At 58.7% G+C, this 19773-nt stretch carries 18 protein-coding genes and 1 pseudogene; 15 read left to right on the plus strand and 4 right to left on the minus strand.

Annotated elements, in window-relative coordinates; all coding sequences use genetic code 11:
* Window positions 1-32 precede the first annotated feature (32 nt).
* The 12 genes from lolA (at window position 33) to G5533_RS12285 (ending at window position 11994) form a co-directional block, all read left to right on the plus strand.
* A complete protein-coding gene (gene lolA / locus G5533_RS12230) occupies window positions 33-641 on the plus strand; it encodes an outer membrane lipoprotein chaperone LolA (RefSeq protein WP_441254852.1) in 609 nt (202 codons plus the stop codon).
* 76 nt (window positions 642-717) lie between these two features.
* Window positions 718-2055, plus strand: coding sequence for a replication-associated recombination protein A (locus G5533_RS12235; RefSeq protein WP_441254853.1), 1338 nt, complete (start codon window positions 718-720; stop codon window positions 2053-2055).
* A 308-nt stretch (window positions 2056-2363) separates the two neighbouring features.
* The gene (gene serS / locus G5533_RS12240; RefSeq protein ID WP_216953400.1) at window positions 2364-3659 is read left to right on the plus strand and encodes a serine--tRNA ligase; all 1296 of its coding nucleotides are present in this window, start codon (window positions 2364-2366) and stop codon (window positions 3657-3659) included.
* A 188-nt stretch (window positions 3660-3847) separates the two neighbouring features.
* Entirely contained in the window at window positions 3848-4336 is a 489-nt protein-coding gene (locus G5533_RS12245) for a CvpA family protein (protein ID WP_005337086.1), read from the plus strand.
* Between the two features lie 21 nt (window positions 4337-4357).
* Complete coding sequence (gene purF / locus G5533_RS12250) at window positions 4358-5878, plus strand: amidophosphoribosyltransferase (RefSeq protein ID WP_005351229.1); 1521 nt, start codon at window positions 4358-4360, stop codon at window positions 5876-5878.
* Window positions 5879-6083: 205 nt separating this feature from the next.
* A complete protein-coding gene (gene miaE / locus G5533_RS12255; protein ID WP_005346385.1) occupies window positions 6084-6842 on the plus strand; it encodes a tRNA isopentenyl-2-thiomethyl-A-37 hydroxylase MiaE in 759 nt (252 codons plus the stop codon).
* Between the two features lie 303 nt (window positions 6843-7145).
* The gene (gene adk / locus G5533_RS12260) at window positions 7146-7790 is read left to right on the plus strand and encodes an adenylate kinase (RefSeq protein WP_005337083.1); all 645 of its coding nucleotides are present in this window, start codon (window positions 7146-7148) and stop codon (window positions 7788-7790) included.
* A 98-nt stretch (window positions 7791-7888) separates the two neighbouring features.
* A complete protein-coding gene (gene hemH, locus G5533_RS12265; RefSeq protein ID WP_005359991.1) occupies window positions 7889-8863 on the plus strand; it encodes a ferrochelatase in 975 nt (324 codons plus the stop codon).
* Between the two features lie 34 nt (window positions 8864-8897).
* A complete protein-coding gene (locus tag G5533_RS12270) occupies window positions 8898-9290 on the plus strand; it encodes an MAPEG family protein (protein WP_441254854.1) in 393 nt (130 codons plus the stop codon).
* A gap of 186 nt (window positions 9291-9476) precedes the next feature.
* On the plus strand, window positions 9477-10781 hold the full coding sequence (locus G5533_RS12275; RefSeq protein WP_005337079.1) for an inosine/guanosine kinase: 1305 nt from the start codon (window positions 9477-9479) through the stop codon (window positions 10779-10781).
* A 180-nt stretch (window positions 10782-10961) separates the two neighbouring features.
* A complete protein-coding gene (locus tag G5533_RS12280) occupies window positions 10962-11324 on the plus strand; it encodes a DUF2750 domain-containing protein (RefSeq protein ID WP_005337077.1) in 363 nt (120 codons plus the stop codon).
* Window positions 11325-11499: 175 nt separating this feature from the next.
* Window positions 11500-11994: a hypothetical protein gene (locus G5533_RS12285; RefSeq protein WP_265783649.1), complete on the plus strand. Its 495-nt coding sequence runs from the start codon at window positions 11500-11502 to the stop codon at window positions 11992-11994.
* Here the strand turns inward: G5533_RS12285 and G5533_RS12290 are convergent.
* Complete coding sequence (locus G5533_RS12290; protein ID WP_376902831.1) at window positions 11957-13597, minus strand: EAL domain-containing protein; 1641 nt, start codon at window positions 13595-13597, stop codon at window positions 11957-11959. The genes G5533_RS12285 and G5533_RS12290 overlap by 38 nt on opposite strands.
* Before the next feature lie 189 nt (window positions 13598-13786).
* Here G5533_RS12290 and glgC point away from each other — a divergent pair, with 189 nt between their 5' ends.
* The gene (gene glgC / locus G5533_RS12295) at window positions 13787-15061 is read left to right on the plus strand and encodes a glucose-1-phosphate adenylyltransferase (protein WP_005337070.1); all 1275 of its coding nucleotides are present in this window, start codon (window positions 13787-13789) and stop codon (window positions 15059-15061) included.
* Between the two features lie 84 nt (window positions 15062-15145).
* On the opposite strand, the gene G5533_RS12300 is transcribed toward glgC, so the two are convergent.
* Window positions 15146-17143, minus strand: a complete 1998-nt coding sequence (locus G5533_RS12300) for a hypothetical protein (RefSeq protein WP_441254855.1) — start codon at window positions 17141-17143, stop codon at window positions 15146-15148.
* 195 nt (window positions 17144-17338) lie between these two features.
* Entirely contained in the window at window positions 17339-17890 is a 552-nt protein-coding gene (locus G5533_RS12305) for a lipoprotein (protein ID WP_005337065.1), read from the minus strand.
* 259 nt (window positions 17891-18149) lie between these two features.
* On the opposite strand from G5533_RS12305, the gene G5533_RS12310 reads away from it, so the two are divergent.
* Together G5533_RS12310 and G5533_RS12315 are read left to right on the plus strand one after the other, a co-directional pair.
* Window positions 18150-18869 carry a hypothetical protein gene (locus G5533_RS12310; protein WP_302246145.1) on the plus strand — a complete coding sequence of 240 codons (720 nt, stop codon included), beginning with the start codon at window positions 18150-18152 and terminating at the stop codon, window positions 18867-18869.
* 72 nt (window positions 18870-18941) lie between these two features.
* Window positions 18942-19199, plus strand: a pseudogene (locus G5533_RS12315) (transposase); the annotation flags it as partial.
* A gap of 43 nt (window positions 19200-19242) precedes the next feature.
* Here G5533_RS12315 and G5533_RS12320 read toward each other — a convergent pair.
* Window positions 19243-19773: IS3 family transposase (locus G5533_RS12320; protein ID WP_441254856.1), on the minus strand; the 531-nt coding region annotated here is incomplete at its 5' end.

Below are 19773 nucleotides of genomic sequence, written 5' to 3' on the forward strand. Positions count from 1 at the left end.
CTTTTATCGAGAGCGTCTTTATGAAGAGCGTGATGAAAAAACAACTGTTGATGGGTACCGTGCTGCTGATAGCCAGCAGCCAGGTGTGGGCCGATGCGGCCAGCGATCTCAAGCAGAAGCTGGCTAGTGTCAGCCTCTTCTCTGCCAAGTTTTCCCAGACTGTCTACGACAGCAAGGGCAAGGAGTTGCAGCGCGCCAGCGGCGATCTGCTGGTGCAACGCCCCAACCATTTCAACTGGCATACCACCTCGCCTGACGAGAACCTGATCGTGGCTGATGGCAAGGATGTCTGGGTATATGACCCCTTCGTCGAGCAGGTGACAGCCCTTAAATTGAAGGATGCGGTGCTCAATACCCCCTTCGTGCTGATCACTGGCAATGACGAAAAACTGTGGAAGCGCTACGACGTGACCCAGCAGGGGGATGTCTACACCGTCACCAGCAGGGATCCGAGCGAGCTTATAGCCTCCTTCCGCGTCACCTTCGATCGCGACAACAATATCAGTCGTTTTGATGTAAAAGAGGCGCAGGGGCAGTGGACCGAATTTACCCTCAATAACTTCAACCGCAAGCCGGTGCTCAAGGGTAACGAATTTGTCTTCAAGATCCCGAAGGGGGTCGAGCTGGACGACCAGCGCTAATGAGCAAGCGGTCGTTGGATTGCTCGCCACTGCGCCAGTCAAAGGCGAGTGGCGTGACGCTGGGTGGTCAATACAGATGAGCAACTTGACGCTGGATTTCTCATCGGACTTTCGTCCGCTGGCGGCCCGGATGCGGCCGCAAAACCTCGACCAGTATATCGGTCAGCAACATATCCTGGGGGCTGACAAGCCCCTGCGCAAAGCGATCCTGGCGGGTCACTGCCACTCGATGATCCTGTGGGGGCCGCCCGGTACCGGCAAGACCACGCTGGCGGAGTTGATGGCTCACTACTGTCAGGCGGAAGTGGAGCGACTCTCTGCGGTCACCTCCGGCATCAAGGAGATCCGCGCCGCCATCGACAAGGCGAAGGAGAATAGCTGGCGCGGGGTTCGCACCATTCTGTTTGTGGATGAGGTGCACCGCTTCAACAAGAGCCAGCAGGATGTGTTCCTGCCTCACATCGAAGATGGCACCATCACTTTTATCGGTGCCACCACTGAAAACCCCTCGTTCGAACTCAACAACGCACTGCTCTCACGAGCCCGGGTCTATCTGCTCAAGCGACTGGAGGAGAGCGATATTCTCGCCATGCTCGATCAGGCGATGACCGATCCCCGTGGTCTTAATGATCCGGCACTCACCTTCGCCCCCGGTGCCAAAGAGGCGCTGGCCAAGGCGGTGGATGGGGACGGGCGCAAATCCCTCAACTATCTGGAGCTGTTGGCCGACATGGCCGAAACCGACAGCACAGGGGCGAGGGTGATCGACAGCGCGCTGCTTGCCGCCGTAGCGGGGGAACATGTGGCCCGCTTCGACAAGGGGGGGGATCACTTCTACGACCTCATCTCGGCGGTGCATAAATCTATCCGCGGCTCGGCACCGGATGCGGCACTCTACTGGTATGCCCGCATGGTGAGTGCCGGCTGCGATCCGCTCTACATTGCACGCCGATTGCTGGCGATTGCCTCGGAAGATGTGGGCAATGCCGATCCCCGTGCCATGCAGGTGGCGCTATCTGCCTGGGATTGTTTCCACCGCATCGGGCCGGCGGAAGGGGAGCGGGCCATCGCCCAGGCGATCGTCTACCTTGCCTGTGCTCCCAAGAGCAATGCGGTCTACACCGCCTGGAAGGCAGCGCTCCATGATGCCAAAAACCTCCCTGACTTCGAGGTGCCGGTGCACCTGCGCAATGCGCCGACCAAGCTGATGAGCGATCTGGGCTATGGCGCCGAGTATCGCTATGCCCATGACGAGCCGGGCGCCTATGCTGCGGGCGAGCAGTATTTCCCGCCCGAGCTTGCCGGCAAGCAGTACTACCAGCCCACCGATCGCGGCCTTGAAAAGCAGATTGGCCAGAAGCTCGATTACCTCCGTGAACTGGACAGGCAAAGTCCGCAGCAACGGGGCAAATAGCCCCTTTGTTACCCCGCGTGGCTGAAAATTGGTCAGGCGTTTGAATATGCAGGACGGTTTGCGTGCCAAAGTCGGTAAAAACGACACAAATAGTCCCTGTTCGGGCGGGGGGGCGGTCTGCTACACTGCCCGTCTGACCCCGCTTGTCTTGGCCTTGCGCCATCTTCTTGATCTCGAAGGCCTGTGATAGTTAAGGCCCGATTCTGAAGACGATTGGGGTGCGCCAACCGATGTTAACTTCCGGATCTGTTTTTTAGCCCGTCATGATGACTCAGGCCCAGATCCCTTATTAAAAAAGTAGGTAACCCATGCTGGATCCCAAATATCTGCGCAGCGACATCGATGAAGCTGCCGCTCGTCTGGCGACACGTGGCTACGTTCTGGACGTAGCGGCTGTCAATGCTCTGGAAGAGAAGCGCAAGGATCTGCAGTCCCGTACCCAGGAGCTGCAGGCCGAGCGCAATGCCCGCTCCAAGTCCATCGGTGAGGCTGCCCGTCGCGGTGAAGATGTTGGCCCGCTCAAGGCCGAGGTGACCAAGATCAATGACGAGCTGGAAACCAGCAAAGTCGAGCTGGATGCGCTGCTGGCCGAGCTGAAAACCATTGCCGACGCCATCCCCAACCTGCCGAGCGAGACCACCCCTGTGGGTCGTGACGAGAACGACAACGTGGAAGTGCGCCGTTGGGGTACCCCGCGTCACTTCGACTTCCCGGTACGGGATCATATCGATCTGGGCGAAGCGGCCAAGGGCGTTGATTTCAAGAACGGCGTCAAGCTCTCCGGTTCCCGTTTCGTGGTGATGAAGGGCCAGATTGCCCGTCTGCACCGCGCCCTGGCCCAGTTCATGCTGGATCTGCACACCCTGCAGCACGGTTACACCGAGTGCTACGTGCCTTATCTGGTCAACCCGGACAGCCTGTACGGTACCGGCCAGCTGCCGAAGTTCTCCCAGGATCTGTTCAATACCGGTATTGACGGGGAAGGGGAAGAAGAGGGCAAGGTGCGCAAGTTCTCCCTGATCCCGACCTCCGAAGTGCCGCTCACCAACATGGCGCGCGACGAGATCTTCGACGAGCAGGAGCTGCCGATCAAGATGACCGCTCACAGCCCCTGCTTCCGCTCCGAAGCGGGCTCCTACGGTCGTGATACCCGTGGTCTCATCCGTATGCACCAGTTCGACAAGGTCGAGATGGTACAGCTGGTTCATCCGGAGAAATCCTGGGAAGCGCTGGAAGAGATGGTGGGTCACGCCGAGAAGGTGCTGCAACTGCTGGAGCTGCCGTATCGCGTGATGGCGCTTTCTACCGGTGACATGGGCTTCTGCGCGGCCAAGACCTACGATCTGGAAGTGTGGCTGCCGGCCCAGAACACCTACCGCGAGATCTCCTCTGTCTCCAACTGCACCGACTTCCAGGCGCGCCGCATGCAGGCTCGCGTGCGTGTCGATGGCAAGCCGCAGCTCATTCACACCTTGAATGGCTCAGGTCTGGCTGTGGGTCGTACCTTGGTCGCTGTGCTTGAGAACTACCAGCAGGCAGATGGTCGTATCGCCATTCCGGCCGCGCTGCAATCCTACATGGGTGGCCTGACCCACATCGGGTAAGCTCACGCAGCTGACCACAACGCCATGGCATTGCCATGGCGTTGTGCATTCTGGCGCCGAACAATCGTTTTAGTGCTGAAAAAAATGCAGCTTTTCGGCGCCGCTTTGAACAGTTAACACATTTTTATCAAGCAATGCGCAATCGTTTTTGTTAGACTGCGCCGCAATTTCGCAGGACATCTTTTTCTATGGTCTGGATTGATTACGCCATCATCGGCATCGTCGGTTTCTCTGCTCTCATCAGTCTGGTGCGCGGCTTCGTCAAGGAGGCCATGTCTCTCGTCACCTGGTTCGTCGCCTTCTTTATTGCCAGCCATTTCTATCCTGATCTCGCCGTCTATTTCACCTCCTTCTCCGATGCGCTGGTTCGCAACGGTCTGGCCATCGCAGCCCTGTTTGTGGCGACCCTGATCCTCGGCAGCGTGGTCAACTATGTGGTGGGTCTGTTGGTGGACAAGACGGGTCTCTCCGGTACCGATCGGGTGCTGGGGGTCTGCTTCGGTGCAATTCGCGGGGTGCTGATCGTCAGTGCCCTGCTTTTTTTCATGGATACCTTCACCAGCCTCTCCCAGAGCGACTGGTGGGTGGCGTCCAAGCTGGTGCCGGAGTTCAAGCCGGTGATCCAGTGGTTTTTCGGGTTCATGCTGAACTCATCCAGTTTTCTTAAACAGGTATAGTGACTTCGAGGTAGCAAAGACATGTGTGGTATTGTCGGTATAGTTGGCACCACCCCCGTCAATCAGGCCCTCTACGACGCCTTGACGGTGTTGCAGCACAGGGGACAGGATGCCGCCGGGATCGTGACCATTGATAGTGGAAACTTCCGGCAACGCAAGGCCAATGGCCTGGTGAAGGACGTGTTTGAAGTGCGCCACATGCAGCGTTTGCAAGGGAACATCGGCATAGGTCATGTCAGATATCCCACAGCAGGTAGCTCAAGTGCCGCTGAAGCCCAACCTTTTTATGTGAACTCGCCCTACGGCATGGTGCTGGCCCATAACGGCAACCTCACCAACGCCAAGGAGCTCAAGGAGCAGCAGTTCAAGGTCGCCCGCCGCCACATCAACACCACCTCCGACTCGGAAGTGTTGCTGAACGTGCTGGCCCACGAGCTGGATCGCTGTGACAAGATGGCCCTGCGCCCCGAAGATATCTTCGCCGCGGTGCGCAGAACCCATCAGCAGATCCGCGGCGCTTATGCGGTGGTCTCGCTGGTGATTGGCCATGGTCTCATCGGTTTTCGTGATCCCAACGGCATTCGCCCGCTGATCCTCGGTCGTCGTCAGGATGAGCAGGGCCAGGTGGAGTACATGCTCGCCTCAGAGAGCGTGGCGCTCGACGCCATCGGTTTCGAGACGGTGCGGGATATTGCGCCGGGTGAAGCCATCTACATCACCGAGCAGGGCCAGCTCTTCTCCGAGCAGTGTGCGGAGAACCCGCAGATGAGCTCCTGCATCTTCGAATACGTCTACTTCGCTCGTCCCGATTCGTGCATCGACAAGGTCTCGGTCTACGCTGCCCGCCTCAACATGGGTCGCAAGCTGGGTCAGAAGATAGCCCGCGAGTGGGAAGATCTCGATGTCGATGTGGTTATCCCCATCCCCGAGACCTCCTGTGACGTGGCGCTGGAGATCGCCCACACCCTCGACCTGCCATACCGTCAGGGCTTCGTGAAGAACCGCTACATCGGCCGTACCTTCATCATGCCGGGCCAGACCCAGCGCAAGAAGTCGGTGCGTCGCAAGCTCAACGCCATCAGTTCCGAATTCAAGGGCAAGAAGGTGTTGCTGGTGGACGATTCCATCGTGCGTGGTACCACATCCGAACAGATCATCCAGATGGCCCGTGAAGCGGGGGCAGCCAAGGTCTACTTCGCCTCGGCGGCGCCGGAAATTCGCTTCCCCAACGTCTACGGCATCGATATGCCCACCGCCAACGAGCTGATCGCCCATGGCCGCGAAGTGGAAGAGGTGTGCAAGCTGATTGGCGCTGACGGCCTGATTTTCCAGGATCTGGAAGATCTGGAGGCCGCCGTGCGGGAGATCAACCCGGATCTGCGTCACTTCGAGACCTCAGTCTTCAATGGTCACTACGTCACCTCCGACGTGGACCAGTCCTATCTGGATCACCTCAACGCCCTGCGCAACGATGACACCAAAGCGGTGCGTGAGTGGCAGGAAGGCACCAGCAATCTGGAAATTTTTAACGAAGGCAGTTAAACGTTTGCGGTTTTGCCGGATGGGATAGCGAGATGGGGGCCAGTGGCCCCCATTGTCGTTTCTACCTCGCACCGCCAGAAGGGGTAGGGTGTATCTGTTTGAAAAACATCCGTTTATCTTGCCGGATATGGGCATGGCCAGCGGGATCCGCTAGCATAGGCGGCAACATATATGATCGATACGCTTTTAAGAGACGAGAGTTCAGATGGATGATCTGCTAGCCCCAGTGCGCCAGTTTTTGCAGTGCGAGACCCCGGATGAGTGGGTAGAGATGGCGCGGGATCCGGCCCGTTTACCGACCCTGCTCATCGATCACGCCAACTGCGAGACCAAGGCCGCACTCACTGCCCACAGTCTGGTGCGCCGCTACTGCCTGCCCAAGGGCAAGCGCCATCTGCTGCCCAAGCTGGAGTTCTATCGCGAGCTGGATGCCATTCCGGAGAAGGCCGAAATCCTGGGCAAACGCAGCATGGGGGAGTCTGATCGCACCGTCTTTGCCGAGCTGGAACGCAATCCGCTGCTGTTTCCCATGGTACGACTCATTCAGGAGGAGCTGCACCACTTCGAGCAGGTGCTGGAGATCATGCAGGCCCGCGGCATCGAATACGGGCCGGTGACGGCCTCCCGCTATGCCCGCCAATTGATGCAGCATGTGCGCACCCATGAGCCGGCCACCATAGTCGACAAGATGATCATCGGCGCCTATATCGAGGCCCGCTCCTGCGAGCGGTTTGCCAAGCTGGCGCCCCATCTGGACGAAGAGCTGAGCCGCTTCTATGTCTCTTTGCTGCGCTCCGAAGCGCGTCACTATCAGGATTACCTGAGCCTGGCCGAACAGTACGCAGGGGAGGATATCAGCGAGCGGGTGGCCTTCTTTGGCAAGCTGGAAGCCGAGCTAATCTGCTCGCCGGATCCGCAGTTCCGGTTTCATAGCGGCCTGCCTGTCACATCTGACAGTTGTTGACGCACAGGGGGCAAACTACTATTGCCATGTTCCTACTACGAGCGACAAGTAGTTACTTTTGAGCGCAATTCCCGGCCCTGAGCCGGGATCTTTTTTTCTGTCGTACGTCCTTCCTGCTTTTGGCGCTCTATGCTGAATCCCTGGCTATTTTTGCGTCTTCCCCTTGCGATGAAATCCTGTTCGATCAGCCGGTTATTGTGGTGATAAAGTGCTCATTCAAGTGGCTCACCCTTGTAGAAACGGGCGAAACCGTGTACTTTTTTGCCTTCGCAAGATTTGAATAACCAATCAATAGGAGCGTGTATGCGCATTGTTCTGTTGGGGGCTCCGGGCGCCGGCAAAGGTACCCAGGCTCAGTTCATCATGGAAAAACACGGTATTCCCCAGATCTCCACCGGCGACATGCTGCGTGCGGCGATCAAGGCGGGCACCGAGCTCGGTCTGAAAGCCAAAGCTGTGATGGACGCAGGTCAGCTGGTCTCTGACGACATCATCATCGGTCTGGTCAAGGAGCGCATCGCTCAGCCGGACTGCGCCAAAGGCTTCCTGTTGGACGGTTTCCCGCGCACCATTCCCCAGGCGCAAGCCATGAAGGACGCCGGTGTCGTGGTTGATTTCGTGCTGGAGTTCGATGTGCCGGACGAAGAGATCGTCAAGCGCATGAGCGGCCGTCGCGTTCACTCCGGCTCCGGCCGTACCTACCACGTGGTGTTCAACCCGCCGAAAGTGGAAGGCAAGGATGACGTGACCGGTGAAGATCTGGTGATCCGCGCCGACGACGAAGAGACCACAGTACGCAAGCGTCTGGATGTATATCATCAGCAGACCGCGCCACTGATCGGTTTCTACGGCAAAGAGGCGGAAGCGGGCCACACCCGTTATGTCAAGATCGACGGCACCCAGCCGGTTGATCTGGTCAGCAAGCAGCTTGCCACCATTCTGGGCTGATCTTTGCTGCCGGCACAGTTTCCCGTGCCATCAGATAAATAAAGAGAAGGGCCCTGTCGGGCCCTTTTTGCATAATGACAGATAGACAGGAAGCCAACGTGACCACGAAAACCGGAATATTGCTGGTCAATCTGGGTACCCCAGCCGCACCGACCACCGCTGCCGTCAAAGCGTTCCTCAGCCAGTTCCTGCACGATCCCCGTGTGGTGGACCTGCCCCGTTACCTCTGGTGTCCGCTGCTCCACTTCATCATCTTGCCGACGCGCTCGCCCAAAGTGGCCAAGCTCTATCAGCAGGTGTGGACCGAGCAGGGCTCGCCGCTGATGGTGATAAGCAAGCAGCAGCGCGCCGCACTGGAGCAGGAGCTCAAGCGGGAGGGGGTTGAGGTGCCGGTGGAGCTGGCGATGACCTATGGTTCCCCGTCAGTGAATGATGGCTGGCAGGCGCTCAAAGCCAAAGGGGTCAACCGGGTGATCCTGTTGCCGCTCTATCCGCAATATTCGGTCAGTACCACCGCCTCGGTCTTTGATGCCTGGGGCAAGGCAATGAAGAAAGAGCGCAATCTGCCGGTGGTACGGCTCATTCGTGATTATCACGCCCACCCCGAATACATTCAGGCGCTGGCCATGAGTGTGCGCCGTCACTGGGAGCAGCACGGTCAGGGTGATCACCTGCTGATGTCGTTCCACGGTATTCCCGAGCGCTACGAGAACGAAGGGGACCCCTATGGTCACCAGTGTCGCCATACCGCCAGCTTGCTGGCCGAGGCGCTCGGGCTGGAGGCCGGGCAGTGGACGGCCAGCTTCCAGTCCCGCTTTGGCAAGGAGGAGTGGCTCAAGCCCTACACAGACGTGACCATCGCCGGTATGCCTGCAGCGGGCATCAAGCGGCTCGATGTAATTTGTCCTGCCTTTGCTGCCGACTGCCTCGAAACCCTTGAGGAAATTCAGGTACAGAATCGGGAGATCTTCATGGAGGCCGGTGGCGAGCGGTTTGAATATATTCCGGCCCTCAACAGCGATCAGGCCCACATCAGGATGATGGTCTCGCTCATCTGCCGCGAATTGGCATGAGTGACCGACAGTCAGTCAAACAAGGAGTCGAGTCATGGTACATATCACGCTGATCTACGCAGGCCTGCTTGGGCTGCTGTTTCTAGGGCTCTCCTTCTGGGTGGTCAAACGCCGCGCCCAGTTCGGGGTGATGATAGGACAGGGGGAGGCCCCCGAGCTGCTGGCGGCGATCCGGGCCCACGGTAATTTTGCCGAGTATGTGCCGCTGACCCTGCTGCTGATGGCGCTGTGCGAGCTCTCCGGTGCCGGTGCGCTCTGGCTGCATGCCGGTGGCGCCATGCTGTTGGTTGGCCGCCTCCTGCATGCCATCGGCATCCAGATCCCCAAAGCCCCCAATGTGCCCCGTTTTCTGGGCACCTTGCTGTTCTGGCTCGCCCTCGCCCTCTTCTCGCTGCTGGCTCTGTTGCAGGGCATGGCGGCCACCTGAAAACCGACGCTTTTGCATGCTATGGAACCACCCCGGGCAGGGTGGTTTTTTTATGGTGAAAAGGCAAACGTTTTTCCTTGCGGGCCTTGTCTATACTGACTCCATTATTTAAACAGGGCGACTTTTCGGGGCGGCGGATTGTGTTAAAATCCCGCCCCTCTTTCCCCCAGAGCACAGAACATTGCCATGAAATTTCCCGGTCAGCGCAAGTCCAAACACTACTTCCCTGTCGACAGACGCGATCCCCTGGTGCCGCAAAATCCCCTGTTAACCGAGCTGGGCAAAGCCTACGTTGTCGGGATAGATCAGACCCTGGTTGATATTGAAGCCCATGTGGATGAAGACTTTCTGACCCGTTATGGTCTGAGCAAGGGGCACTCCGTCGTCATCAATGACGACGTGGCCGAGCGGATTTATGACGAGCTCAAGGCCAACAACATGGTGGTGAGCGAGTTTGCCGGTGGCACCATTGGCAACACGGTACACAACTACTCGGTACTGGCCGACTCCCACTCCATCCTGCTGGGTGTGATGAGTCAGGACATTCGCATCGGTTGCTATGCCTACCGTTATCTGTGCAACACCTCTTCCCGCGTCAATCTGGACTATCTGCAGCCGGTGGATGGCCCCATCGGCCGTTGCTTCACTTTCATTACCGAGTGCGGCGAGCGCAGCTTCGGTATCAACGCTGGCAAGATGAACCAGCTGGATGTGCAGCACATTCCGGAGGATGTGATCAAAGGGGCGTCTGCACTGGTGATCACCGCCTATCTGGTACGCGGTGACGATGGTGATCCGATGAAAGAGGCGGCCATGACCGCGGTGCGTTATGCCCGTGAGGCCGGTATTCCCGTGGTGCTGACCCTGGGCACCCGTTTCGTCATCGACGAAAATCCCCAGTGGTGGCGCGACTTCATTGCCGAGAACGTGACCGTGCTGGCGATGAACGAAGACGAAGGGGAAGCCCTGACCGGCATCGCTGATCCGCTCGGTGCTGCCGACAAGGCGCTCGACTGGGCCGATATGGTGCTCTGTACTGCTGGCCCCATCGGCCTCTACATGGCGAGTTATACCGACGAGGACTACAAGCGCGAGACCACTCATACCCTGTTGCCGGGCGTTATCCCCGAGTTCAACATGTATGAGTTCAGCCGCCCGATGGCCCGCGCCAAGTGCCGTAAACCGGCCCGCATCTACTCCCACATCTCCCCGTATATGGGGGGCCCGGAGAAGATCAAGAACACCAACGGGGCAGGGGATGGCGCGCTTTCCGCCGTGCTGCACGACATGGTGGCCAACTCCTATCACCGGATGAATGTGCCCAACTCCGCCAAGCACATCTCCGAGTTCCTGACCTACTCCTCACTGGCCCAGGTGTGCAAATACGCCAACCGCGTCAGCTACGAGGTGTTGGCCCAGAGCAGCCCCCGTCTCTCCCGCGGTTTGCCTGAGAAAGAGGACAGCCTGGAAGAGGTTTACTGGGAGCGTTGATCTCCTGAATCTGCAAGACGCCTCCATCGGGAGGCGTTTTTGCAGGCAAATGGGGGTTATCCCGGCTTTTTTCCCAGAATAACCCCAATATGCTTGAGTCCATGTCACTTTTGCGACACCATTTGGCCATCGTATTGTCGCACGACAATGCCGCAGCACCCGAAAGAAAGAGAGAATCCCATGAGCATGCTTAACGACAACCTTGACGCCAATTTCCAACTGTTTATCGAACAAGTCCGCGAGTCGGGTCAGGTGTGGGGTCTGCGCTATGGGGAAGACTGGGTCGTCTGCCGCTCCGCCGAATTTGAAGATGCCGACGTGATGCCGCTCTGGTCTGCCGAAGAGGACGCCCGTCTGCACTGCGTCGACGAGTGGGCCGATTACGAGCCGGAAGTGATCGATCTGGAAGAGTTTCTCGATATCTGGATCAACGATCTGGACGAAGACGATGTACTGGTCGGCCCGAACTGGAACGCCGATCTTGAAGGTCAGGAGCTCGAACCTATCGAGCTGGCCAAGGCACTAGTTGAGCTGGACGCCTGAAAGCGCCTCCATTGATGGCCTGAATGCACAGGCCATCGGGACAAAGACCGGCCCCCGTGAGGGTTCCGGTCTTTTTTATGGTCGAATGGCCCGATTGATGAGTTAAAAGCCGATTTGCCTTTGCACCTGTCAGGGGGATAGTCCATCATCAACCTTTTGCCAAGGGAGGAGCGCCATGTTTGTATTCGACGTAACGGGAGCTGCGGGTGAGAAGGCCAGCATTCGGGTGCAGGCGCTGGATTGGGCGCAAGCCGGACCTGTGACCTTCCAGTGCGATGACGATCAGCTGGCGGTCGTGCTCCTGAGCGGTTGTCGTTGCGATGCGGTGGGCTTTTTCAACCTGTTGGCGGGGTGCAAACCGCTCTATATCGAGCAGTGGCTCAGCTATCTGCAAGAGAGCGGTCGCATTGGCAAGTGGAGTCACCAGACCGAGAGTCCCGCCGATGGGGACTATCTGGCCAGAGCCGGTCTGGAGCACGATGAGCTCAATTCCCTGCTTGGCCTGGTCTATCAGGTGGCGGGGTTCAATCGCCTGCAAATCAACCGTTACCTCAAGAACCGCCACAACCCCACCACACTGGCGACCCGTTACGATCAGAAAGAGCTGGAGCGCTATCGCCAGCTCAATGACATCATTCTGACCCTTTTGAAGCTGAAGCATCCTCAGTAAAGAGTCCCAGCTGGCTGATATCCGGTCGCAGCGGTTGCGGCCGGGCGATCAGATAGCCCTGCAAACCATCCACGTACATCCCCTGCAGCAGCTGTTTCTGGCCAAGCTGTTCCACCCCCTCTGCAATCACCTGACATCCCATCCGATGTGATACATCGACGATCATCCGCACGAACTGCTGGTTGGTCTGATCCTGCTCCAGCCCGGTGATCAGGGCAGGGTCCAGCTTGATGTAGTCGGGCTTGAGCTCGCGAAACAGGGTAAAGGAGCCGATCCCCTTGCCGAAATTGGCGATGGCCGAGCGGCTGCCGTTACGGCGCAGCAGTTCAAACACCCGCTTGGCGCCGGTCAAGTTGCGTTCCAGATGCTCTTCATCCAGTTCGAACACCAGATTGGCGCTGGTATTGGGATCTTTGAGCAGCTGACGGTCAAGCCAGATCAGGAAGGCGCTGTTTTGCAGCAGGTTGGGGGAGAGGTTGATCCCCCAGCGACTCTGGTTGGCACCAAAGGCCCGGTACTGGCGCATGATGTGGGTAATGACCAGCTGCTCCAGCCGCATCACCATATCCAGCCGCTGGGCCATGGCAAACAGGGTGTCGGTGGGCAGGGCGGTGCCGTCATTGCCGCTGAAGCGGGTGTAGATCTCGTTGTAAGCCAGCATGCTGCGGTGCAGGGGCTGGATCGGCTGGTAGGTAAAGCTGAGGCGCTCCTGCGCCAGCACTTCGGTCAACACGTCGCGCCAGTGGTGTTGGCCCTGCAGATCGGAGGCGCTGTCATCCTGCTGGATGGCCCAGCCGTTGATGGTTTCGGTCTGGGCGCGAGCCAGCGCCAGATCCGCTCTGGCCAGTACGGCTTCGATTTTCTGGCCGCTGCTGAGCTTGGTCAGCCCCGAGTAACCGGTGCTCTCCAGCTCGTGCTGATCCTGATAGTGATCGAAGGCCACCTTCAAATCCTGCCCCAGCAGATGGGGGGGAATATTGGCCACCGGTTGTACCAGCACGGCGAAATCGGCCCCCGAAATGCGATAGACCTGATTGCCCGGGAAGCGGCTTACCACCCGCTTGATAAGGGCCGCCATGTCCTTGATGTAGGCATCACCAGACTGGAAGCCGCGCTGGGCGTTGATCTTGCCAAGCTCGGTGGCACGGATCAGCACCAGGGTCGCGGTCTGGGTGTCCTGATCCCGCTGCAGCAACTCGGTCATGTCGCGGCGAAACGCGTGGCGGTTGAGTAGCTGGGTCAGCTCGTCGGTGGTGGCCAGGTTGCTGAGCTCGGTCAGCTGGCGATGGGCGCTCTGCTCGGCGCTTTCGAACTGCTCCAGCAGCTGTTGCAGCACCTCCCGGGAGGCGGGCTCATCGAGTTGTGAGGGATCCCGCCCTCTGATCGCCTTGACCCAGGTGAGCTCCTGATGCTGGATCATGCCATCCATGGTGCGGATGGCCAGCATCAACAGCAGGATCATGCCAAGCAGTGTGGTGGCCAGAATAATCACCAAAGTGAGCGGTGTGCTCTGAAGGGCCAACCAAACTGCTTGCAGGAGCAGCAGGGGTATGGTCACTATGGTGGCGATCAGAAAGAGGGTACGTCCGAGCTTGTGAACCATCTTGTCATCCTTGAAGTGGCTGCTTTGTGGGGGAATTTTAACCAAGCTGGCGGAGCAAAGCATGCTATTCCTCGCAACTCGGTGAAAAGGGTCAATTGAGATCGGTTAAATGTGAGTGAAACCACTTTCACAGGTGCCGAAACAGGCGAAGATGAGTTGAAAATAGATCAAACAAGGCAGAGGTAAATCATGTTGTTAGAGCCCGAAAATAGTGCCAAAGCACGACAATTATTGAACCAGAGTATGGCACTGGTGCTGGCGGGTGGACGTGGTAGTCGCCTGAAGCAGTTGACTGACAACCGCGCCAAGCCTGCCGTCCATTTCGGTGGCAAATTCCGGATCATTGATTTTGTGCTCTCCAACTGTATCAACTCGGGGATCCGCCGCGTTGGTGTAGTCACCCAATACAAGTCTCACAGCCTGCTGCGTCACCTGCAATCGGGCTGGTCCTTCCTGCGTTACCAGATGAACGAATTCATCGACTTGCTCCCTGCCCAGCAACGGGTGGACGAGGTGCACTGGTATCGCGGCACCGCCGATGCCATCTATCAGAACGTCGATATCATCCGTGACTACGGCCCCAAATACCTGGTGGTGCTGGCGGGGGATCACATCTACAAGATGGATTACGCCGCCATGCTGCTCGACCATGTGCGCCTCGGTGCCAAGGTGACGGTCGCTTGTATCGAGGTGCCGCGGGCCGAGGCATCCGCCTTCGGGATCATGGATATCGACGAGCAGCGCAAGATCCGCGCCTTCGTCGAAAAACCGGCCAATCCGCCCGCCATGCCGGGTTGTGAAGATCGCTCGCTGGCCTCCATGGGGATCTATATCTTCGAGGCGGAGTACCTCTACCAACTGCTGGAGGAGGATATTCACAATCAGGACTCCAAACACGACTTCGGGATGGATGTGATCCCCCGCATCGTGGAGGAGGGGATGGCATTTGCTCACCCCTTCAACATGTCCTGTGTCGGGGCGCGCGAGGGGCAAAAGCCCTATTGGCGTGACGTGGGCACGCTGGACTCCTTCTGGGAAGCGAACATGGATCTCGCCTCCGTGCTGCCCGAGCTCGACATCTACGATCAGAACTGGCCCATCTGGACCAGCCAGACCCTGACGCCACCGGCCAAGTTTGTGCAGGATCGCAATGGTCAGCATGGCATGACCATCAACTCCATGTTCTCGGGCGGTACCATCGTCAGCGGGTCGTTCGTGCTCAACTCGGTGCTCTTTACCAATGTGCGGGTGCACTCCTTCTGCACCCTGGATCAGGCCATCATCTTCCCCGGGGTCGAGATTGGCGCCGGTTGCCGTCTGCGCCGGGTGGTGGTGGACAAGGGATGTGTGCTGCCCGATGGGCTGGTGGTGGGCGAGAATGCCGATGAGGATAGCCGCCGCTTCTACCGCTCCGAGCAGGGGATTGTGCTGGTGACCAAGGAGATGCTGGACAAGCTGGTTTGAGGAAAGTCCTTGAAACTGTGTCAGACGCTGTAATGCAAAGGGAGCCAAGTTGGCTCCCTTTTTCATGCTGGTGAATGGCGAGGATTATTCGCTAACCACCGCTTTGGCGGCCATCACCATGGCGGTGCCGTGCTTGCCACCGGCGGCGGTCACTTGCGGTACGCCATCTTCATCGGTGTCGCTGCCGGCACCTTCGATGATGTTCTCGCCGGAGTCACCGATCCACTCGGCCATCTGCATGCCACCGTTGACGGTGCCGCGGAACCAGCTGACGTACTGACCGGTCAGCTTGGCCAGCTCCAACTCGGGCGCCTTCTCGGCCCCTTCGTTGCGCAGGTTCAGCATGGCTGAGCGCAGGGCGCCGGAGATGGCAGCCTGGGTCCAGGGGGTGTATTCACCCTGTTTACCCACCAGCCAGGTGCCCGCCTTGGCATTGATGTAGGCCTTGTCGGCAGCGATGAACAGCTCGCGGGCGGCAGTGCGGTACTTGGCATCGGAGGTAGCGAGGAAGGCGGCAGTCAGACCACGGATGGCGGCGAACTGCGCATCGATGGAGTGGCCGGCATCGAGCTTGCCACCCAGGGTGATGCCGTCATGCACCAGACCATTTTTGCCCTTGAGGTTGGCAAGGATGAAATCGGCCTGCTTGCGGATCAAGTCGAGCGCCTCTTGACCCTGCTTGGTCTTGAGGTTCAGCTCGCCATTGTCACCGGCGGCGTAACCGACCGGCAGCGCGTCCTGAGCGCGCTGGAAGATCTGCAGGGCGACCAGTGCGTAAGCAGCGTCAAAGGTGGTGACGTGCTTGCCCTGTTTGCCTGCCTGCCAGCTATCGACCAGAGTGCCGGCCTTGGTATCAAAGTGCAGGGCTGCCAGGTTCTTGAAGGTGAGGTTGGAGAGATTGATCGCCAGCGAGAAGGCATCGCTGCCCGCGACCGCTTTGCCCAGGTCATTGGTCTTGTTGGCAGCCGGTGCGGCGGCAAACGGCGCGCCGTCAAACACGGCGTGGAAGGCCGGGTTCTGGTTGGTGTTGGCGCTGCGCTGATCGCTGAAGGCATAGAACTCGGAGAGCGGCCACAGCATCATCCAGGCATCGCGCAACTGGGCGGAGCCATCCATCACCTCCAGCTTGCCGATGGCACCGGCATCGTTGCTGCTGGTTTCGGTCACTTTCACCTGATGGGGGAAGTAAATCACGCCCTTGGCCGGATCGTACTGCGGGGTAATCTTGGCACCCAGTTGCTTGCCATCGAAGCCAAGCTGGTTCTGCATGATGGCCAGCTTGTCGATGGATTGCTCGGTCAGCATCATGCCGTTGAAGCCATCGGCGGCAGAGACGCCCAGCTTGTGCTTGCCATCCTGATCCATGGTGGCGGAGGCGGCTTCTACCTCTTCATCGGTTTCGGCTACGTGCATGCCGCCGAGGAAGTCCTGAGACCACATCACCTCTTTGAGCAGGATGCCGCCCACCGCTGCGGGCACCAGCAGGTTGTCGCTGCCGCTCCAGCGCAGGGTGCTGTAGTCGCGGAAGTAGGCGGGCACCTGGGTCTTGACGGTTTTCTCGGTCCCTTTGGCGGTCTTGATGGTGATCTGGTCGCCATTGACCGGGGTGGCGTTGACGGCCTGGGCAAACTCCGGATTGGCGGAGGCGTAGGGCAGGGAGAGGGGATACATGCCCTGCGGCACTTCATCCGCCGGGAAGCCAACGGCATCGGCCATGGCCAACACCCGTTGCCCCAGAGATGCCATGGTGCCGCCACGGGCCAGGTTTTGCGGCCCGTTCACCAGATGCGGGCCCATGCCGGATTGGTAGTTGAGGGCGTACATCGCCTCTTCGGAGTATTCGTAGGATTCGATGCCGGCAGCGAAGTCGAACGGAGTTGGTTCATCGGCACGGTTGGCATCCAGCACATCCAGATCCAGCCCCAGCGCTTCGGCCAGCGGCTCACCGGAGAGCTCGAATTCGGTATAGGCCAGCATGTTGGCGGCGGTATTGAATGTCTTGTCTTCGACTTTGACGGCAGCGTGTGCGGCGCCGCTGATCAGTGCGCAGGCAATCGCCTGAACCAGTACGGTTTTTCTCATGTCCCTTCTCACCATTGGTTTTATTATTGACGCTTCTCATAACGAATCTAAATGAGAATGGTCTGCATTATGCTGTGTTGCAGGGGACTTGAGAAGTAAAAAACCGCCCCATTCGGCTGCACGTTAAACCGGATGTGTGCTGTCGAAGAGGACGGTTATCTGTTTATTGCGATGAAAGTGCCGGTGCGACGGCGATCAGAGCAGCTTGAACGGGATGACCAGACGGCCCGGCTCTACCTTGAGGGCTTCTACCTTCTCCTTGATCCTGGCTTCGTTCTTGCGGCTGCTGTCGAGGCGGTAGACCGGGGTCTGCGACAAGAACAGGGAGAGCGACTGATTGAAGGTGGGTAGCAGCGGGGTGAGGGCAGCCCCGATATCGGCCGGCTCGGTCTTGACCGAGACCAGTTCAAGGTCGCGCAGATAGATGGCGCCCTGATCGGCCACATAGTCCGGACGGGCACTCAGGGCAAAGCGGATCTTCATCTGCTGGCTGCCAAGGGGGCTGCTCACCTGCAGGTCGCCAGCAGCGTCCAGCTCGATGCGATCTGCTTGTTTGCGGCCTATACGGCTCTGCATCTCGTCCAGACGGATCTTGCTCGACATGATGCCGGGGATCCCCAGCTGTTTTTCAAAAGAGACCTGATCTTTGAGGTACTGGTTGATTTCGGCCTCGCTGACGTTGTACTGGGTCAGGGAGCAGGCCCCCAGCAGAAGGGCGAGGGGGAGTAACAACAACTGTTTCAACATGATGGATTCCGCTTGGGCAACTATGATGGCGCTATCTTACGCGATAACGGGCGTGGAATGAGAGCCTCATACCGTGGGAAATCACGGAGTTGCTGCATTCCCGATTGTTTTTTGGCAACCGCCGGGTTCATCATCGACGGGTGAACGGAATAGGGCCGATCAGTTGGCTGCGGGTGTGGGTCTACGCACAGAGAACGAGGAGAGCGTAATGGTTCGGATGGGCAAGGTTGGCCGCAGGGCGCTGCTGTGGCTTGGCTGCATGATGGGACTGTGGAGCCCATCGCTGTGGGCTGAGGTGAAAGTGATCCCGGTCTTCGAGGCGCAGGCGGCGGTGCAGACCCTCAAGGAGATCTATCCCCAGCTTGGGGTGAGTGCCATGGGGAATCAGCTGGTGCTGAGCGGGACGCCAGCCCAGCTGCAGGAGGCCGAAGCCACGCTGGCGCAAATCAACCAGCCACCGCAAAGCCTGCTTATCGAGTGGCGGGTCGATGGTGCCGCCAGCGGTCAGCAACTGGGGGGCTCAATCAGTCGCGACGAGGCCAAGCGGCAGTGGCTGGTCGATGGCAACGCCCGGCAGTACCAACGCAGCCAGAACGACAGCTGGCAGGTGCGCGGGCTGTCGGGCCGTCCCGTGTTGCTGCAGATGGGCTCCTATCAGCCGGTCACCTTCTATCAGTGGAACGGGGGCGCCGTGGTGGGGATGATGCCGCTGGTGAACGGCCTCTATGCCACGGCCACCTTGATTGGCGATCGGGTGCAGATTGCGCTGAGCAGCGAACAGGCGAGGCTGGATCAGGGCACCATCAATCGCGGGCAGAGTGCTACCGAGGTGAGCGGGGCCCCGGGCCAGTGGCTGACGGTGGGGGAGCTCTCGACCAGCTCGGCAGATCAGGGGAGTAGCCTCGGCACCCAGCTACAGGGGGGGCGAGGCAGCCAGAGCGAGCGCCAGACCCTGCAGATCCGGGTCACCCGCCAATAAGCAATGTAGTGGTCTAATCATCCCGGACACCATTTTAGGTGGTACAGTCGCCACCATGACCTGAGGTGTTCAATGACAAGATTACGTCGCTCATTTACTGCCGAATTCAAACTCGAAGCCGCATCCCTGGTGCTCGACCAGGGATATTCTGTCCCTGAAGCCAGCCGTTCACTGGATGTCGGTGAAACCGTACTGCGTCGTTGGGTTCAGCAGCTTCAATCCTAACGAATTGGCACTACCCCAATCAGCAAAGCGCTGACTCCGGAGCAGCAGAAAATCCAGGAGCTGGAAGCCCGTATCAACCGGCTCGAACGTGAGAAGGACTGTCTAGTCCTGAAATAGGTTTACACATTTTCAACTAGCATTTCTCTACTCAGAACCCCCTATGTACCGCATCGGGGGTTCTGTATTTCAACGGATGATGCGGCCGCTCCGCGTGGTAAATATCCACCGCTTCACGCACCATTTCCCGTTCTTGCGTCAAATCCTGCGGGCTTTGCAACAATAACTCTCCTTTTAAAATCCCGTTCACCCGCTCCGCCAACGCATTCTGGTAATAGTCATACCCATCCGTCATCGAGCATTTCACCCCGTACCGTTCATGTAATGACTGATACAGCCCCGAGCAATACTGCACGCCGCGGTCCGAGTGATGGATGAGTTCACCGCCGCCACGTCGTTGCTTCAGTGCTTTCTTGAACGCCATCGCCACCGACTCCGCGTGCATCCCTTCGTGCACGTGATGGCCCACTATCTTGCGTGAGTAGGCATCCGTCACCAGGCTCAGGTACAGCGGCCCGCTCCTGGCTGGCAGATAGGTGATATCTGCGACCCAGACCTGCTCCGGGGCCACCGGTGTGACCTGCTCTGGCCCCGCCTTGAGCAAGTTGGGATGACGGTAGAA

It is taken from the genome of Aeromonas sp. A600620, assembly GCF_029479985.1.
In the GTDB taxonomy this organism is placed as follows: Bacteria; Pseudomonadota; Gammaproteobacteria; order Enterobacterales; family Aeromonadaceae; genus Aeromonas; species Aeromonas veronii_A.

Bases quoted from the DNA above. Each gene is read 5' to 3' on its own strand.
- lolA (WP_441254852.1), top strand. From the start codon at position 33: ATGAAAAAACAACTGTTGATGGGTACCGTGCTGCTGATAGCCAGCAGC.
- G5533_RS12235 (WP_441254853.1), top strand. From the start codon at position 718: ATGAGCAACTTGACGCTGGATTTCTCATCGGACTTTCGTCCGCTGGCG.
- serS (WP_216953400.1), top strand. From the start codon at position 2,364: ATGCTGGATCCCAAATATCTGCGCAGCGACATCGATGAAGCTGCCGCT.
- G5533_RS12245 (WP_005337086.1), top strand. From the start codon at position 3,848: ATGGTCTGGATTGATTACGCCATCATCGGCATCGTCGGTTTCTCTGCT.
- purF (WP_005351229.1), top strand. From the start codon at position 4,358: ATGTGTGGTATTGTCGGTATAGTTGGCACCACCCCCGTCAATCAGGCC.
- miaE (WP_005346385.1), top strand. From the start codon at position 6,084: ATGGATGATCTGCTAGCCCCAGTGCGCCAGTTTTTGCAGTGCGAGACC.
- adk (WP_005337083.1), top strand. From the start codon at position 7,146: ATGCGCATTGTTCTGTTGGGGGCTCCGGGCGCCGGCAAAGGTACCCAG.
- G5533_RS12270 (WP_441254854.1), top strand. From the start codon at position 8,898: ATGGTACATATCACGCTGATCTACGCAGGCCTGCTTGGGCTGCTGTTT.
- G5533_RS12275 (WP_005337079.1), top strand. From the start codon at position 9,477: ATGAAATTTCCCGGTCAGCGCAAGTCCAAACACTACTTCCCTGTCGAC.
- G5533_RS12280 (WP_005337077.1), top strand. From the start codon at position 10,962: ATGAGCATGCTTAACGACAACCTTGACGCCAATTTCCAACTGTTTATC.
- G5533_RS12285 (WP_265783649.1), top strand. From the start codon at position 11,500: ATGTTTGTATTCGACGTAACGGGAGCTGCGGGTGAGAAGGCCAGCATT.
- G5533_RS12290 (WP_376902831.1), bottom strand. From the start codon at position 13,597: ATGGTTCACAAGCTCGGACGTACCCTCTTTCTGATCGCCACCATAGTG.
- glgC (WP_005337070.1), top strand. From the start codon at position 13,787: ATGTTGTTAGAGCCCGAAAATAGTGCCAAAGCACGACAATTATTGAAC.
- G5533_RS12300 (WP_441254855.1), bottom strand. From the start codon at position 17,143: ATGAGAAAAACCGTACTGGTTCAGGCGATTGCCTGCGCACTGATCAGC.
- G5533_RS12305 (WP_005337065.1), bottom strand. From the start codon at position 17,890: ATGTTGAAACAGTTGTTGTTACTCCCCCTCGCCCTTCTGCTGGGGGCC.
- G5533_RS12310 (WP_302246145.1), top strand. From the start codon at position 18,150: ATGATGGGACTGTGGAGCCCATCGCTGTGGGCTGAGGTGAAAGTGATC.